Below are 14,048 nucleotides of genomic sequence, written 5' to 3'. Positions count from 1 at the left end.
GCTCCTCAGTTCCGCGCCGCGCGGGCGGCTTCCTCGCCGGCCAGGCGGCCGAACACCGTGCCGATCGCCATGCCGAAGCCGGCGAGATACCCCTGCCCGAGGATGTTGCCGGCCATGATCTCGCCGCTCGCGAACAGGTTCGCGCTGGGCTTGCCGTCGGCCATCATCACCCGCGCGCGCTCGTTCACCTTCACGCCCAGGAAGGTGAAGGTGATGCCCGGGCGCAGCGGGTGGGCGTGGAAGGGCGGCTTCTCGATGCGGCGCGCCCAGTGGGACTTGGGCGGGAACAGCCCCTCGGTGCCGCAATCATCCAGCGCCTTGCCGTTGAAGCGGCCGGGGCGCACGGCGGCGTTGTAGTCGGCCACCACCTTCTCCAGCTTGGCGGCGTCCAGCCCCAGCTTCACCGCCAACTCGCCGACCGTGTCGGCGAAGACCGGCGGGAAGACGCTGGGCAGGTAGTCGTGCAGCGCCTGGGAATCGGTGATGGCGAAGGCGCGCTGGTTGGGCTGCTGGGCGATCAGCCGGCCCCAGATGGCGTAGCGCTTGGGCCAGACATCCTCGCCCTCGTCGTAGAAGCGCTCGACGTGCTCGTTCACCACGATGGAGAAGGGCACGCAGTCCAGCCGCATCGCCAGCCCGCCATCCTCCATCGGCGCGCGGGCGTCGTTGGCGACGGCGTGGAACTGCGTGGGGTCGCCCACCTGCTGCACGCCCTGGCCGAGCAGGTCCTTCAGGATGCGGCCCTGGGCGTAGGGGGTGCCGCGGATCTGGAAATTGTCGGCGGCATCGCCCCAGTACTCGCGCAGCCATTCGCGGTTGGCCTGGAAGCCGCCGCTGCTGGCCACGATGGACTTGAAGCGCACGCGCTCGGGGAAGCCGCGCCAGGACAGGATGGCCTCCGTCGCGTGGCCCTCCTCCACCCGGACGTGCTGCACCTCGGTGTCGTAGAGGATCTCGATGCCCAGCGCCTCGGCGGTGCGGTACAGCGCGTTCACCAGCGCCTTGCCGCCGCCCAGGAAGAAGGCGTTGGTGCGGCTCAGGCTCAGCGTGCCGGACAGGCTGGGCTGGAACACCACGCCGCATTCCTCCAGGAAGCCCGGCGCGTGCTGCGAGGCGCGGATGGTCATGCGCGCCAGCCCCTCGTCGGTGCGGCCGCCGGTCACGCGCAGCAGGTCGTCCCAGTACTCCTCCTCCAGGTACGAATCGGTCAGCACCTTGGTGGGCGCCGGGTGCAAGGCGCGCAGGTTGCGGGTGTGCCGGCTGTTGCCGCCGCGCATGGGCTTCGGCGCGTGCTCGGCCACCAGCACGCTGGCGCCCAGGCGCCGGGCGGTGATGGCCGCGCACAGGGCGGCATTGCCGCCGCCCACCACCAGGACGTCCCAGACGCGCGTGAAATCCACCATCCCCGGATTGTATGCGACCGTATCCCGCAACGTCCAGATGGCGTTTCATGAAAAACAACGGTATGCTGCGGCGCATGGACGGTACGCCCCCACCCCGCGACCTCGGCGAGACGGCCTATGCCGCCATTCGCGCCGCGCTGCGCGACGGCTCGCTGCCACCGGGCATGCGGGTGACGGAAACCGACCTCGCCACCCGCTTCGGCGTGTCGCGCACCCCGGTCCGGCAGGCCATCGCGCGGCTGGAGTCGGAGGGGCTGCTGACGCACGAGCCACGGCGCGGCCTGTCCGTCGCGCGGCCCGACCACGGGCAGGTGGTCGAGCTCTACGTGATGCGCGAGATCATGGAGGGCGCCGCCGCGCGCCTGGCCGCGCAGCACGCCAGCGACACCGAGCTGGCGGCGATGGCGGAGCTGCTGGAGGCCGAACCCAACTCCTTCGCCGACACCCGCGCCCTGGCCGCGCTGAACCAGCGCTTCCACGGCATGATCTACCTCGCCACCCACAACCGCTACCTTTTGCGCAGCCTGGAGCAGCTCTCGGCGCAGCTGGCGCTGCTGCCCTCCCTGCTGACGCTGGGCGAGCGCGCGACGGTGGCGCATGAGGAGCACCGCGCCATCGTCGCCGCGCTGCAGCGCCGCGACGGCGCGGCCGCGGAGGAGGCGGCGCGCGCCCACACCCGCATGGCGCAGCGCCACCGCCTGGCGTGGCTGGTGCGGACGCTGGGCGTGCCCGAGGCCGGGCCGGAGTAGGCTAGCCGCGGCGGAACAGCCGGCGCAGCCAGCCCATGAACCCCTCGCCCCGGCGCACGCTGCCCTGGTGGCTGACATGCGGCCGGCGCGAGGGCGGCGGCAGGGCGCTGGCCACCGAATGGCGGCGCTCGTCGCCCGCGGCCGCCAGCCGCAGTTCCAGGGTCAGCACCTGCGCCACCGCCTCCGGCGGCTCCTTCGCCAGCAGGGCCTCGGCGGTGGCGGCGGCGTCGTCGTGCAGGCCGGCGCGGCGCAGGCTGTCCACCACGCGCACCGTCTGCTCGGCGTCCAGCGCGGGGCCGGAGCGCCACAGCGCCACGGCGTCGCGCCGCCAAGCCCGCGCCAGCTCCGGCTTGTTGAGGTCGTCGGCCACCCAGGCGGCGTGCAGCGTCGCCTCGGCGGCGGCGTGCAGGGCGCCGGTTTCCTCCAGCACCAGGGCCCAGGCCAGGAAGCGGCGGGCCAGCGGCGGGGTGGCGGCGTCGTTCAGCAGGCCGCGGAAATGCGCGCCGCCGACCGCCTGGGCGGCGGCGGGGTGGGCCTGGGCGATCTCCGGCGCGGCGTAGCCGCAATGCGGGCATTGCTGCAGCCAGCGCCCCATGGAGCCGCGCAGCGGCGGGCCGGGCCGCAGGTCCAGGTCGGGCGCCTGCTCGGGCATGCCGGGGCGGAAGCTGGCCTGCCGGCTCTCGGCGCCGCAGACCCCGCAATTCACCTGGCCCGGGGCGGGGGCGGCGGGCATCCGGGCGGGGTTGGGCTGAGAGGCCATCGCATGACAAGTTAGGGGCGGATGCGGCAGGATTGAACCCACCGCGCGCACAGGCTCTAAAAGGGCATGCCCCGCGGCGACCTGTTCCCCGACATCGCGCCCTTCGAGACCGGCCTCCTGCCCCTGGGCGACGGGCACGTGATGTACTGGGAGCAGGTGGGCAACCCGCGCGGCCAGCCGGTGCTGTTCCTGCATGGCGGGCCCGGCGCCGGGGCAGGCGCGGTTCACCGCCGCTTCTTCGACCCCCAGCACTGGCGCCTAGTGATCTTCGACCAGCGCGGCGCCGGCCGCTCCCGCCCCCTGGGTGAGCTGCGCGCCAACACCACGCCGCACCTGGTGGAGGACATCGAGACGCTGCGCCGCTTCCTGGGGCTGGAGAAGTGGCTGCTGTTCGGCGGCTCCTGGGGCTCGACCCTGGCGCTGGCCTACGCGCAGGCCCATCCCTCGCGCGTCACCGGCTGCGTGCTGCGCGGGGTGTTCCTGGGCCGCGCGGAGGAGGTGGACTGGTTCCTCCATGGCCTGCGCCGCTTCTTCCCCGACGCCTGGGCCGCCTTCGCCGAGCACCTGCCGCCGGAGGAGCGCGGCGACATCCTCCACGCCTACCTGCGCCGGCTGACCGACCCGGAGCCCCTGGTGCACCTGTCGGCTGCCCGCGCGTGGAGCCATTACGAAGGCTCCTGCTCCACCCTGCTCCCCTCGCCCGAGACGGTGGCGAGCTTCGCGCAGGACCGCGCCGCGCTGGGGCTGGCGCGCATCGAGGCGCACTACTTCGCCCACGGGCTGTTCCTGCGCGAGGGCGGGCTGCTGGCCGGCATGGGCGCGCTGGCCGACATCCCGGCCGAGATCATCCAGGGCCGCTACGACATGGTCTGCCCGGCCCACACCGCCTTCGACCTCGCCGCCGCATGGCCGCGGGCGCGGCTGACCGTGGTGCCCGACGCCGGCCATTCGGCGCTGGAGCCGGGCATCCGCACCGCGCTGGTGGCGGCGGTGGAGCGCGTCCGGCGGCGCTGACGGCGCGGCAGCCGCCCCCAACCCCCTCAGGCCAGCGGGCGCAGTTCCTGCGGCGGCAGGGCCGCCAGCATCGCCTCCACCGTGGCGCCGGTCAGCGGGTGGCGCCAGCCGGGCGCGACCTCAGCCAGCGGGTGCAGCACGAAGCCGCGCAGGTGCAGGCGCGGGTGCGGCAGCGTCAGCGCCGGCGTGGCGGCCAGCGCGCCGTGGCAGTCCAGCAGGTCGAGGTCCAGCGTGCGCGGGGCGTTGGGGAAGGGGCGCGCGCGGTGGTGCCGCGCCTCGATGCCGTGCAACGCCGCCAGCAGGGCGGCGGGCTCGGCCGCGCCGTCCAGCCGCGCCACGCCGTTCACGAACCACGGCGCGCCGGGCATCGGCGGCACCGGCGCGCTTTCCCACCAGCGCGAGGCCGCCAGCAGCCGTAGCCCGGGCAGCGCCGCCAGTTCCCGCAGGGCGGCGGCGCAGGTGGCGCGCGGCGCCGCGCCGTCGGCGCCGGGCAGGTTCGCGCCGATGCCGACCAGGATCACGAAGCGGCCAGCGCCGCCTCGATGGCCTGGGTCAGCCGCGGCGATTCCGGCCCGGTGGCGGTGGAGAAGGAGGTGACGCGCCGCCCGTCGCGGCTGACCAGGTATTTCTGGAAGTTCCAGCGCACCGGGGCGGATTGCGCCGTCAGCCAGCGGTAGAACGGGTGCGCCGCCTCGCCGCGCACGTGGTTGATGGCGGCCATGGGGAAGGTGATGCCGAACATGGTGTCGCAGAAGTCGCGCACCTTCGACGCCTCGGCGCTTTCCTGGTTGAAGTCGGCGGAGGGCACGCCGATGACGGTCAGCCCGCGCGGTTCGTAGCGCTCGTGCAGGCGCTGCAGCCCCTCGTACTGCTTGGTGAAGCCGCAGAAGGAGGCGGTGTTCACCACCAGCAGCGCCCGCCCGCGCCACTGCGCCAGCGGCATCGGCTCCCCCTCCAGCGACTGGAAGGAGAAGGTCCAGGCATCCTCGCCGCCCTGGGCGTGGCCTTCCGTCACGGCGGGGGCGATGAAGGACGAGGCGAGCAGGGCGGCCCGCCGGAAGATGTCAACCATAGCGTTGCTCCAGCCAGGGGTCGGCCTCGTTGTGGTAGCCGCGGACCTCCCAGAAGCCCGGCTGGTCCTCGGCCGTGAACTCGATGCGCGTCACCCACTTGGCGCTCTTCCAGAAGTACCAGCGGGGCAGCACGATGCGCGCCGGGCCGCCATGCACGCGCTCCAGCGGCTGGCCCTGCCAGGAATGGGCCACCAGCGCGTCCTCGGCCGCGAAGGCCTCCAGCGTCACGTTGGTGGTGTAGCCGTCATAGGAGTGGAAGACGACGAAGCGCGCCTCCGGCCGCGGCCGGCACAGCTCCAGCAGGGTGCGGGTGGCCACGCCCTGCCAGCGGTTGTCGTAGCGGCTCCAGGCGGTGACGCAGTGGATGTCGTTCACGTAGTCGGCCTGCGGCAGGGCCATGAAGCCCGCCCAGTCCAGCGCCTGGCGCTCCTCCACCAGGCCCTCCAGGCGCAGGCGCCAGCGGTCGGGCCGCACCTCGGGCTGCACGCCCAGGTCCAGCACGGGGAAGTCCGTCACCAGGCGCTGGCCGGGCGGCAGCCGCCCGGCGCCGGCCTCGCCGGTCAGCAGCCGGCCGTCGCGCGCCCAGCGCTCCTTGGTGCGGACCAGCTTGTCCCGCACCTCGCCGTCCAGGCGGACGCCCTCTTCATCGGCCATCGCGTCGCATCCTTGCCATGTCCCGCACCGTTGCGACATATGGGGGCGGGAGCGCGAACTGGCCAGTCGGGAGACCGAACCGAATGCCGCTGCGCCGCGCCCTCCTCCTTGCCCCCCTCACCCCCCTCACCCCCCTCGCCGCCCCGGCCCTGGCCCAGGGGGCCTGGGCGCCCGCCCGCCCGCTGCGGCTGGTGGTGCCCTTCCCCGCCGGCGGCAGCCCGGACCTGCTGGCGCGGCTGATGGCGCCGCACGCCCAGGCCGCGCTGGGCCAGCCGGTGACGGTGGAGAACCGCGCCGGCGCCGGCGCCGCCGTCGGCTCCGGGCTGGTGGCGCGCGAGGCAGGGGACGGGCTGACCATCCTGGTCGCCGTCATCTCCTCCCTCACCGCGCCGATGATGATGACGCCGCCGCCCTACGACCCGGTGCGGGACTTCCGGCCGCTTTCCCTGCTGGCCATCACCCCCACCGTGCTGGTGACGCGGCCCGACTTCCCGGCGCGCGACGCCGCGGGCTGGCACCGCTTCGTGCTGGCCCACCCGGGGCGCCTCACCTTCGCCTCCGGCGGGGTGGGCAACCCGGCGCACCTGGCGGGCGAGCTTTACCGCTCCATGACCGGGGCGGACGTCACCCACGTGCCGTTCCGCGGCTCCGCGCCCTCGCTGGCGGAGCTCCAGGCGGGGCGGGTGGACTTCTCCATCCTCGACCTGCCCTCGGCGCAGGGGCTGATCGCCAACCGGCAGGTGCCGGCCCTGGCGGTGGGCACCGCCGAGCGCATCCCCGCCTTCCCCGACCTGCCGACGCTGTCCGAAAGCGTGGTGCCGGGCTTCGAGGCCTATTCCTGGGTGATGTGGTGGGTGCCCGCCTCCACGCCCGACGCGGTGGCGGCGCGGCTGGGCGAGGTGGCGCGCGCCGCCCTGGCCATGCCCGAGGTGCAGGCCCGCGCCGCCGCGGCGGGCTTCCTGCTGCGCGGCTCGGACGAGGCGCCGGCCCGCGCGCACGTCGCCGCCGAGGCCGCCAAGTGGCGCCGCGTCATCCAGGAGCGCCGCATCGTCTTCGAGGGGTGAGGGCGGCTATTCCTCCGCCGCCAGCATCGCGGCGTCGATCTGCTCCAGCAGGGCGGGGAAGTCCACCGGCTTGGGGTGGTAGTCGTTGCAGCCGGCCTCCAGCATGCGGTCGCGGTCGCCGCTCATCGCGTGCGCGGTGAGCGCGATGATGGGCAGCCGCGCGGTGGCGGGGTCCTGCCGCAGGGTGCGGGCCACCGTCCAGCCATCCATCACCGGCAGGTTCATGTCCAGCAGCATGACGTCGGGCTTCTCGCGCCGCGCCGCCTCCAGCCCGGCCTGGCCGTCATGGGCCAGCACCACGTCGAAGCCGCGCCGCTTCAGGCGGCGGGACAGGAAGTCCCACAGCTCCTCGTGGTCCTCCACCAGCAGGATCCGCGTCATCTCTCGCTCCTCGGCGCCGCCAGGCGGCGCAGTTCCTCCAGCAGCGCCGCCGGGGGCTCGTCATCGGCCGGCAGCACGCGGCGCACCTGGCCGCGCAGGTGCTCCAGCGCGCCCGCCGGCAGCTCGCCCCCGGTCAGGGCGATGATCTGCACGCCCTGCCAACGCCGCTCCGACCGCAGCGCATGCACCAGCGACAGGCCCTCGTTGTCCGGGCCGGGCACGGCCACCAGAACCAGTCCCACGGCGGGCGCCGCCTCCATGCGGGCCAGGGCCGCGGCCTCGCCGGCCGCTTCCTCGGCCGCCCAGCCGGATTCCTCCAGCCGGGCGCGCAGCTCGGCCCGCGCCGCGGCGTCGGCCTCCACGATCAGCGCGGTGCCGGGGGCGCGCCAGCGCTCCAGCACGTGCTTCAGCCGCGACCACTGCACAGGCTTGGTCAGGTAGTCCGCCGCGCCCAGCGAGACGGCCAGCGCGCGCTCCTGCACGATGCTCACCATCACCACCGGGATGGCGGCCAGGGCGTCATCCGCCTTCAGGGCGGACAGCACGCCCCAGCCATCCATGCGCGGCATCATCACGTCCAGCAGGATGGCGGTGGGGCGCAGCTCGCGGGCCAGGCGCAGCCCTTCCTCGCCATCCGCCGCGGTGCGCACCGCGAAACCCTCGCGCTGCACGAAGCGGGACAGCAGGTCGCGCGAGGCCGGGTCGTCGTCCACCACCAGCACCAGCCCGGCGCCGGCGGGCAGCTCGGGGTGGCCGGCCTCGGCCGGGGCCGCGCGCTCGCGCAGGTCGGCGGGGATGCGCAGGGTGAAGGCGGTGCCCTGGCCCGGAGTGCTTTGCACCTCGATGGCGCCACCCAGCATGTCGGTCAGGGCCTTGGTGATGGCCAGCCCAAGCCCGGTGCCGCCGAAGCGCCGCGTGGTGGAGGCGTCGGCCTGGGAGAAGCGGCGGAACAGCCGGCCCAGCTGCTCCTCCGTCATGCCGATGCCGGTGTCGGCGACGCGCAGCACCACCCAGCGGCGGCCGGCATCCTGCTCCTCGCGCGCCGACAGGGTGATGGTGCCGTCCTCGGTGAACTTGGAGGCGTTGCTCAGCAGGTTGATCAGGCACTGGCGCAGCTTCACCGCGTCGCTGTGCATCGGCCCCAGCGCCTCGGCGCCCTCCAGGCGCAGCATGTTGCCCTTCTTGCGCAGCAGGGCCTGCACGGTGGCGGTGGCGTCCTCCAGCAGCTTGCGGGGGTCGAAATCCTCCGGCTGCAGCTCCATCCGCCCGGCCTCGATCTTGGACAGGTCGAGCACGTCGTTGATCAGGCTCAGCAGGTGGCGGGCGTTGGCGCCGATCTTGCGCAGGTCCTCCATCAGCGCCTCGCCGCCCGCGAGGTCCTCCGCCTCCTCCTCCAGCATCTCCGAATAGCCGATCACGGCGGAAAGCGGGGTGCGCAGCTCGTGCGACATGTTGGCGATGAAGGTGGACTTGGCGCGGTTGGCCTCCTCCGCCGCCTCGCGCGCCTCGCGCAGCTCGGTCACGTCGGTCAGGGTGCCGAACCAGGCGGACAGGCCGCCGCCCTCCTCCGCGTCCTCGTGCAGCGGCACGGCGCGGCACAGGAACCAGGCCAGCGCCCCGCCGCCGCCGCGCAGGGCGAACTCCTCCTCGAAGGGCTCGCCCGCGGCGAAGGCGGCGGCCAGCCGCGCCTCCACCGCCGCGCGGTGGGCGGGGTCCAGCAGCTCGCGCCAGCCATCGCCGCGCAGGGCTTCCGCCGGCTGGCCGGAGAAGGCGGACCAGCGCATGTTCACCCAGGTGAAGGCGCCGTCCGGTTCGGCCGTCCAGGTGAGCTGCGGCAGGGATTCCGCCAGGGTGCGGAAGCGCGCCTCCGAGCGGCGCAGCCGCGCCTCGGCGCGCTTGCGGCGGGTGACGTCCTCCAGCACCAGCCCGGCGCCTTCGCGCCGGCCGCCGCGCAGGGGGAACAGGGTCGCGCGCGCCGCGCGGCCGCCGGCCAGCGCCAGCTCGGCCTCCGCCTGGCGGCCGGCCAGCGCCTCCTCCAGCCGGGGCGCGACGGCCTCGCGCAGACCCTCCGGCAGGGCCGCCGCCGTGCCGGCCATGTCGCGGAAGGCGCGGTTGGCGCCCGAGACGTGCAGCCCGCGGTCCAGGAAAGCGAGGCCCAGCGGCGCGGAGGTCATCACGCTGTCCAGCAGGGCGTTGGCGGCGCGCTCCGCCTCCCGCCGCGCGCGGGCGTAGAGGCCCACCAGCAGCGTGCCGCCGATGGCGGCCGCCAGCGCGCCGGCGCCCAGCCAGAAGGCCCGGCGCTGGGCGGCCCCGGCGTCGGCGGCGGTCAGCGCCTGGGCCTGCCGCGTCTGCGCGGCGGCGGTGGCGCGGATGACGTCCATCACCTCCTTGCCCTCGCCGGCCTCGACCATGCGCTGGATGCCTTCCTCGTCGCCGGCGCGGCGGCGGGCCACCACCTCCTCGGCCAGGGCGATGCGGCGGCGGGCCAGGGCAGGCAGCGGGTCGGCCTCCGGCAGGCCGGCGGCGCGCCGCAGGGCGGGCAGCGCCTCCAGCTCGCGCGGCGCCGCCTCCAGCCCCTCGCGGTAGGGGTCCAGGTACTCGTCGCGGCCGGTGAGCAGGAAGCCGCGCTGCCCCGTCTCGATGTCCTTCAGGGCGGACAGCATCTCCGCCAGGCCGAGGGCGAAGCCGCTGCCCGCCGCCTCCCGCGCGCGCGCGTCCTCCGAGGCGCGCCAGGAGGCGGCGCCCAGAGCGAGCGCCAGCAGCACCAGCACCCCCGCCAGCACGGGCAGCAGGAAGGAGGCACGGGGCGGCGGCGTGGCGGGCATCGGCCCCTCAACCCCGCAAGGCTGCGAAGGTTGTAGGGGTGATGCGCCCCACCCCCGCCGACCCCCTGCGCCTGGCCGCCACCCTGTTCATCGCCTGCGTGGTGGTGACCACCCTCTACGTCGCGAAGGAGGTGCTGGTGCCGCTGACCATCGGCGCGCTGCTGGCCTTCGTGCTGGCGCCGCTGGCGCGCGCCCTGCGCCGCGGCGGCCTGCCCTGGGGGCTGGCGGTGGTGCTGGCCGCGGTGCTGGCCTTCCTGCTGCTGCTGGGCATCGGCTGGGCGCTGGGGCTGCAGGCCGCCGCCCTGGCCGCCGAGCTGCCGCGCCTGGCCGCCACCCTGCGCGAGAAGTTCGGCGCCCTGTCCGGCCTGGGCGACCTGCTGCGCCAGGCCCAGGCGCTGGTGACCGGCGAGGCCCCCGCGGCCGCCGCCGCCGCGCCCGCCCCCGCCGCGGCGGCCATGACGCCGCTGGCCCTGGCGGCCGCCATCGCCGGGCCGGTGCTGCACCCGCTGGCCACCGCCGGGCTGGCGGCGCTGTTCACCCTGTTCATCCTGCTGTTCCGCGCCGACCTGCGCGACCGCGCCATCCGCCTGGCCGGCGCGCGCGACCTGCCGCGCACCATGGCCGCGATGGACGACGCGGCGGAGCGCCTGTCGCGCCTGTTCCTGGCGCAGGTGATGCTGGCCGGCGGCTTCGGCGCCACGGTGGCGGCGGGGCTGTGGCTGCTGGGCCTGCCCTCGCCGCTGCTGTGGGGCAGCCTGGTCGGGCTGATGCGCTTCGTGCCCTTCATCGGCACGCCCATCGCCGTCATCCCGCCCACCCTGCTGGCGCTGGCCGCCGCCCCGGGCTGGGAGCTGGCGGCCTCGGTGTTCGCCCTCATCATGGTGGGCGAGCTGCTGATGGGCCAGGTGGTGGAGCCGCTGGTGTTCGGCCGGCGCACCGGCCTGTCGCCCATCTCCGTCATCCTGTCGGCCTCGTTCTGGACCATGCTGTGGGGGCCCATCGGCCTGCTGATCGCCACGCCGCTGACCGTGGGGCTGGTGGTGCTGGGCCGGCACGTGCCGCAGCTGGAATTCCTGGACGTGCTGCTGGGCGACCGCCAGCCGCTGAGCCCGCCCGAGCGCTTCTACCAGCGCGCCATGGAGGGCGACGCCGACTTCCTGCTGGCCGAGGCGCGGGAGGAGCCGGACCTGGCGGCGCATGCCGACGCCGTCGCCCTGCCCGCCCTGGCGCTGGCCACCGCCGACTGGGGCCGCGAGGCGCTGGAGGCCGAGCGCATGGACGCCATCCGCGGCGCCGCCGGCACCTGGCTGGACGCGCTGGCGGAGGAGGCCGAGCCCCCTGCCCGCCCCGATGCCTGGGGCGCGCCCGGCGCGGTGCTGTGCATCCCCGCCCGCGGCCCGCTGGATGGCGAGGCGGCGCGGCTGGCCGCGCTGGCGCTGCGCCGCGACGGCTTCGGCGCCGAGGCGGCCGCCGCGGGCGCGCTGGACGCCTCGGCCATCGGCGCGCTGGACCCGGCGCGGGTGCGGCTGGTGTGCCTGAGCGTGCTGGAGGAAGGCAATTCGGTGGCGGGCGTGCGCACCGCCCTGCGCCGCCTGGCGCGCGCCCTGCCGGAGGCGCGGGTGGTGGTCGGCGTGTGGCAGGCCGCGCCCGACAGCGCCATGCTGGGCGCCCTGCGCGAGGAAGGCGCGGCCGGGGCGCTGGTGACCACGCTGGGCGAGGCCCGCGCCCAGGCCGGGGCCTACGCGGCCTCGGGCACCAGCACGCAGCGGGCCTGACGCGCCGGCTCCGGCCCGCGCATGGCGGGCACGCCGCGCAGGCAGGCGTCGTGCGCGTGCTCGCAGCGCGGGGCGAAGGCGCAGGCTGCGGGCGCCACGTCCAGCGCCGGCGGCGCGCCGGGGATGGTGGTGAGCCGCTTGCCGCGCATGGAGGGATGCACCGTGGCCCCCAGCAGCCCCTGGGCGTAGGGGTGCAGCGGGCCGCGCATCAGCCCCGCCACCGGCCCCTCCTCCACCACCTTGCCGGCGTACATCACGGCGACGCGGTCGGCGATCTCGCCCGCCACGCCCAGGTCGTGGGTGACGAAGATGACGCCCATGCCCAGCTGGCGCTGCAGGTCGCGCAGCAGCAGCAGCACCTGGATCTGCACCGTGGCGTCCAGCGCCGTCGTCGGCTCGTCGGCCAGCAGCAACCGGGGCTTGCAGGCCAGCGCCACGGCGATCATGGCGCGCTGGCGCAGCCCGCCCGAGAGCTCATGCGGATAGGCGGCGAGGCGGCGCTTCGCCGAGGGGATCTGCACCAGCTCCAGCAGCTCCAGCGCGCGCGCCTCGGCGGCGGTGCGGGACAGCCGCTCGTGGCGCTGCACCGTCTCGCTGATCTGGCGGCCGATGGTGAAGACCGGGTCCAGCGCCGTCATCGGCTCCTGGAAGATCATCGCCACGTCGCGGCCGCGGAAATCCGTCAGCTGGGATTCGGACATGCGGGCCACGTCCTGCCCCGCCACCTGGATGCCGCCGCGCACCTCGGCGAAGCGGGGCAGCAGCTTCATCAGCGCCCGCAGCGTGACCGACTTGCCCGAGCCGGATTCGCCCAGGATGCACAGCGTCTCGCCGGGCGCGAGGTCGAGGTCCACGCCGTTCACCGCGTGCACCGTGCGGTCGCGGGTGCGGAAGGTGACGTGCAGGTCGCGCAGGGACACCAGGCTCATGCCGCCATCCTCCCGGCGAGGCTGTGGCCCGAGGCGGGGTCGGCCATGTGGCACGCCGCCGCGTGCCCGCCGCCCAGCTGCGCCATGATGGGCTTGCGCGCGGCGCACACCGCCTCGGCATGCGGGCAGCGGGTGCGGAAGCGGCAGCCGGAGGGCGGGTTCACCGGGTTGGGCGGGTCGCCCGACAGCGGCGCCTCCGTGCGGCGGCGCGCCGGGTCCATGGAGGGGCGGCTGTCCAGCAGGGCCACGGTGTAGGGGTGGGCGGGGCTGGCGTAGATGGCTTCCACCGGGCCGATCTCCGCCACCTCGCCCAGGTACATCACCAGCACGCGGTCCGAGATGTACTGCACCACGTTGAGGTCGTGCGAGATGAACACGTAGGTCAGGCCGAACTCCGCCTTCAGGTCCACCAGCAGGTTCAGCACCTGCGCCTCCACCGACTTGTCCAGCGCGCTCACCGGCTCGTCCAGGATCACCAGGCGGGGGCGCAGGGCCAGGGCGCGGGCGATGTTGACGCGCTGGCGCTGCCCGCCCGACAGCTCGTGCGGGTAGCGGTGCGCGAAGGAGGCCGGGGCCAGGCCCACCGCGGCCAGCATGTCGCGCGCGCGGGCCTGCGCCTCGGCGTCGGGCAGGCCGTGCACCTTGGGCGCGAAGGCGATGGAATCGCCGATGGGCAGGCGCGGGTTCAGCGAGGCGTAACTGTCCTGGAACACCATCTGCACCTGCCGGCGGTAGTCGCGCAGCGGCAAGCCGACGGCGCCGGCGCCCACCGCCTCGCCGTCGAAGGTCATGGCGCCGGCGTCGGGGTTCATCAGGCGCATCAGCAGCCGCGCGGTGGTGGACTTGCCGCAGCCGGATTCGCCCACGATGCCCAGCGTCTCGCCCTTGCGGACGTCGAAGCTGACGCCGTCCACCGCGCGCACCACGGCGGTGGTGCGCCCGAGCAGCCCGCCCTTGAGCGGGAAGTGCTTCACCAGCCCGTCGAGCTCCAGCAGGGGCTGGGCGGGGCCGCCGCGGTCGTTGCTGTCCATGCCGCCATCAGGCGGCAAGCCGGCCCGCCCTGCAAGCGCCCAGCCGGCCGCCGCGCCGGGGGGCGGGGCGCGGAATGCCCGCCGGATGGGCAGCCCTGCCTTCCGCCGCGCCGCCGGCCCTGGCATGATGGCCCGCATGAAAGCGATCTTCGTGCAGATCAAGTGCGAGATGGGCCAGGCCTACCGCGTGGCCCGCGAGATGGCCGACGGCGTCGAGGAGCTGTCGGAGATGCACTCCACCTCCGGCCAGTACGACCTGCTGGGCAAGTTCTACCTGACGGCCGACCAGGACATCGGCCTGTTCGTGGTGGAGAAGATCCAGACCGTGCCGGGGGTGAAGGACACCTACACCATCCAGACCTTCAACGCCTTCTCGCGCTGAGGCCGCCC

The 14,048-nt window shown here is 75.0% G+C and carries 14 protein-coding genes; 5 read left to right on the top strand and 9 right to left on the bottom strand.

The window, feature by feature from the left end; genetic code table 11:
• Positions 1-5 precede the first annotated feature (5 nt).
• Positions 6-1,403 carry an FAD-dependent tricarballylate dehydrogenase TcuA gene (gene tcuA / locus ACI6QG_RS01655; protein WP_407022816.1) on the bottom strand — a complete coding sequence of 466 codons (1,398 nt, stop codon included), beginning with the start codon at positions 1,401-1,403 and terminating at the stop codon, positions 6-8.
• 74 nt (positions 1,404-1,477) lie between these two features.
• Between tcuA and ACI6QG_RS01650 the strand changes: the two genes are divergently transcribed.
• Positions 1,478-2,152 carry a GntR family transcriptional regulator gene (locus ACI6QG_RS01650; RefSeq protein ID WP_407022815.1) on the top strand — a complete coding sequence of 225 codons (675 nt, stop codon included), beginning with the start codon at positions 1,478-1,480 and terminating at the stop codon, positions 2,150-2,152.
• A gap of 1 nt (position 2,153) precedes the next feature.
• Here ACI6QG_RS01650 and ACI6QG_RS01645 read toward each other — a convergent pair whose 3' ends face one another.
• Positions 2,154-2,885 carry a hypothetical protein gene (locus ACI6QG_RS01645; RefSeq protein ID WP_407022814.1) on the bottom strand — a complete coding sequence of 244 codons (732 nt, stop codon included), beginning with the start codon at positions 2,883-2,885 and terminating at the stop codon, positions 2,154-2,156.
• A gap of 93 nt (positions 2,886-2,978) precedes the next feature.
• Between ACI6QG_RS01645 and pip the strand changes: the two genes are divergently transcribed.
• Complete coding sequence (gene pip / locus ACI6QG_RS01640; RefSeq protein ID WP_407022813.1) at positions 2,979-3,926, top strand: prolyl aminopeptidase; 948 nt, start codon at positions 2,979-2,981, stop codon at positions 3,924-3,926.
• Positions 3,927-3,952: 26 nt separating this feature from the next.
• Here pip and folK read toward each other — a convergent pair whose 3' ends face one another.
• Genes folK through ACI6QG_RS01625 form a run of 3 tightly spaced genes read right to left on the bottom strand, consistent with a single transcriptional unit; the run spans position 3,953 to position 5,653 of the window.
• Entirely contained in the window at positions 3,953-4,447 is a 495-nt protein-coding gene (gene folK, locus ACI6QG_RS01635; protein WP_407022812.1) for a 2-amino-4-hydroxy-6-hydroxymethyldihydropteridine diphosphokinase, read from the bottom strand.
• On the bottom strand, positions 4,444-4,998 hold the full coding sequence (locus ACI6QG_RS01630) for a glutathione peroxidase (RefSeq protein WP_407022811.1): 555 nt from the start codon (positions 4,996-4,998) through the stop codon (positions 4,444-4,446). Before ACI6QG_RS01630 ends, folK begins: the two co-directional genes overlap by 4 nt.
• Positions 4,991-5,653, bottom strand: a complete 663-nt coding sequence (locus ACI6QG_RS01625) for a sulfite oxidase-like oxidoreductase (protein WP_407022810.1) — start codon at positions 5,651-5,653, stop codon at positions 4,991-4,993. Before ACI6QG_RS01625 ends, ACI6QG_RS01630 begins: the two co-directional genes overlap by 8 nt.
• Positions 5,654-5,736: 83 nt before the next feature.
• On the opposite strand from ACI6QG_RS01625, the gene ACI6QG_RS01620 reads away from it, so the two are divergent.
• Positions 5,737-6,717, top strand: coding sequence for a Bug family tripartite tricarboxylate transporter substrate binding protein (locus ACI6QG_RS01620; RefSeq protein WP_407022809.1), 981 nt, complete (start codon positions 5,737-5,739; stop codon positions 6,715-6,717).
• 6 nt (positions 6,718-6,723) lie between these two features.
• Here ACI6QG_RS01620 and ACI6QG_RS01615 read toward each other — a convergent pair whose 3' ends face one another.
• The gene (locus ACI6QG_RS01615) at positions 6,724-7,098 is read right to left on the bottom strand and encodes a response regulator (protein ID WP_407022808.1); all 375 of its coding nucleotides are present in this window, start codon (positions 7,096-7,098) and stop codon (positions 6,724-6,726) included.
• The gene (locus ACI6QG_RS01610) at positions 7,095-9,923 is read right to left on the bottom strand and encodes a response regulator (protein WP_407022807.1); all 2,829 of its coding nucleotides are present in this window, start codon (positions 9,921-9,923) and stop codon (positions 7,095-7,097) included. The genes ACI6QG_RS01615 and ACI6QG_RS01610 overlap by 4 nt, the downstream gene beginning before the upstream one ends.
• Before the next feature lie 41 nt (positions 9,924-9,964).
• Here ACI6QG_RS01610 and ACI6QG_RS01605 point away from each other — a divergent pair, with 41 nt between their 5' ends.
• Positions 9,965-11,698: an AI-2E family transporter gene (locus ACI6QG_RS01605; RefSeq protein WP_407022806.1), complete on the top strand. Its 1,734-nt coding sequence runs from the start codon at positions 9,965-9,967 to the stop codon at positions 11,696-11,698.
• Here the strand turns inward: ACI6QG_RS01605 and ACI6QG_RS01600 are convergent.
• Both ACI6QG_RS01600 and ACI6QG_RS01595 read right to left on the bottom strand, forming a co-directional pair.
• Entirely contained in the window at positions 11,662-12,627 is a 966-nt protein-coding gene (locus ACI6QG_RS01600; protein WP_407022805.1) for an ABC transporter ATP-binding protein, read from the bottom strand. The genes ACI6QG_RS01605 and ACI6QG_RS01600 overlap by 37 nt on opposite strands.
• Entirely contained in the window at positions 12,624-13,658 is a 1,035-nt protein-coding gene (locus tag ACI6QG_RS01595) for an ABC transporter ATP-binding protein (RefSeq protein ID WP_407022804.1), read from the bottom strand. Before ACI6QG_RS01595 ends, ACI6QG_RS01600 begins: the two co-directional genes overlap by 4 nt.
• A 136-nt stretch (positions 13,659-13,794) precedes the next feature.
• Between ACI6QG_RS01595 and ACI6QG_RS01590 the strand changes: the two genes are divergently transcribed.
• Complete coding sequence (locus tag ACI6QG_RS01590) at positions 13,795-14,040, top strand: Lrp/AsnC ligand binding domain-containing protein (protein ID WP_407022803.1); 246 nt, start codon at positions 13,795-13,797, stop codon at positions 14,038-14,040.
• Positions 14,041-14,048 lie beyond the last annotated feature (8 nt).

Origin of the sequence: Sabulicella flocculans, assembly GCF_045449635.1 — a bacterium.
Taxonomy (GTDB): Bacteria; Pseudomonadota; Alphaproteobacteria; order Acetobacterales; family Acetobacteraceae; genus Roseococcus.
Note: the sequence above shows the minus strand (reverse complement) of the source record. Positions and strands in the feature narration are given on the sequence as shown.

What these genes read in the sequence shown, in the direction of transcription:
- ACI6QG_RS01610 (WP_407022807.1), bottom strand. Translation starts at nt 9,923, where the DNA reads ATGCCCGCCACGCCGCCGCCCCGTGCCTCCTTCCTGCTGCCCGTGCTG.
- ACI6QG_RS01620 (WP_407022809.1), top strand. Translation starts at nt 5,737, where the DNA reads ATGCCGCTGCGCCGCGCCCTCCTCCTTGCCCCCCTCACCCCCCTCACC.
- ACI6QG_RS01590 (WP_407022803.1), top strand. Translation starts at nt 13,795, where the DNA reads ATGAAAGCGATCTTCGTGCAGATCAAGTGCGAGATGGGCCAGGCCTAC.
- ACI6QG_RS01650 (WP_407022815.1), top strand. Translation starts at nt 1,478, where the DNA reads ATGGACGGTACGCCCCCACCCCGCGACCTCGGCGAGACGGCCTATGCC.
- ACI6QG_RS01615 (WP_407022808.1), bottom strand. Translation starts at nt 7,098, where the DNA reads ATGACGCGGATCCTGCTGGTGGAGGACCACGAGGAGCTGTGGGACTTC.
- ACI6QG_RS01605 (WP_407022806.1), top strand. Translation starts at nt 9,965, where the DNA reads ATGCGCCCCACCCCCGCCGACCCCCTGCGCCTGGCCGCCACCCTGTTC.
- ACI6QG_RS01630 (WP_407022811.1), bottom strand. Translation starts at nt 4,998, where the DNA reads ATGGTTGACATCTTCCGGCGGGCCGCCCTGCTCGCCTCGTCCTTCATC.
- ACI6QG_RS01625 (WP_407022810.1), bottom strand. Translation starts at nt 5,653, where the DNA reads ATGGCCGATGAAGAGGGCGTCCGCCTGGACGGCGAGGTGCGGGACAAG.
- tcuA (WP_407022816.1), bottom strand. Translation starts at nt 1,403, where the DNA reads ATGGTGGATTTCACGCGCGTCTGGGACGTCCTGGTGGTGGGCGGCGGC.
- ACI6QG_RS01600 (WP_407022805.1), bottom strand. Translation starts at nt 12,627, where the DNA reads ATGAGCCTGGTGTCCCTGCGCGACCTGCACGTCACCTTCCGCACCCGC.
- pip (WP_407022813.1), top strand. Translation starts at nt 2,979, where the DNA reads ATGCCCCGCGGCGACCTGTTCCCCGACATCGCGCCCTTCGAGACCGGC.
- ACI6QG_RS01645 (WP_407022814.1), bottom strand. Translation starts at nt 2,885, where the DNA reads ATGCCCGCCGCCCCCGCCCCGGGCCAGGTGAATTGCGGGGTCTGCGGC.
- ACI6QG_RS01595 (WP_407022804.1), bottom strand. Translation starts at nt 13,658, where the DNA reads ATGGACAGCAACGACCGCGGCGGCCCCGCCCAGCCCCTGCTGGAGCTC.